The organism is Paenibacillus jilunlii, assembly GCF_900102965.1.
Lineage (GTDB): Bacteria > Bacillota > Bacilli > Paenibacillales > Paenibacillaceae > Paenibacillus_AQ > Paenibacillus_AQ jilunlii.
The window spans coordinates 1-480 of record NZ_FNGM01000007.1; the positions used below are offsets into that span (position 1 = coordinate 1).

The following is a 480-nucleotide window of genomic DNA, read 5'->3' on the forward strand; positions in this document are numbered from 1 at the left end:
CTGACGGTCACGTGGAACCTTTAATTCCTCTACATCTCCGTATTTCGTGTGCAGATTTCGCGGGTAGTATCCATTGCGGCTGTTGTTTGGACCAGACTCTTCCGTAGCCATGAATTCTTGGATTTCTGCTCGCATGATGGACTCTAAATTGTCTTTTACAAATTGAATAACAAGATTTTCAAATAGATTATTCAGCATATTTTCGGGTACAATAGTCATCGAGTAGGGTTCCTTTCTTGGTGGTTTCGCAATCCCGAGAATACCCTACTTTTTTGTTGCCTGCTAGGCTCCAAATTTTGGTACACAACTTACTTTACGCCATCGTCCTTTAGCTCGCTTACGACGAAATCAAGGGTACTTTTACCTCTCATTCCCTCCCATAGCTCGCTTACGGCGGAATCAAGGGCACTTTTACCTCTCATTTCCTCCTATAGCTCGCTTGCGGCGAAATCTAAGGTACTTTTACCTCTCATTCCCTCC

1 protein-coding gene is annotated in these 480 nt (G+C 44.0%); it reads right to left on the reverse strand.

Going from position 1 to position 480, the window contains the following annotated elements; all coding sequences use genetic code 11:
* Nucleotides 1-219, reverse strand: a 219-nt coding sequence (locus tag BLQ82_RS13545) for a transposase (RefSeq protein WP_208861949.1), incomplete at its 3' end; no start/stop codon positions are given.
* Nucleotides 220-480 lie beyond the last annotated feature (261 nt).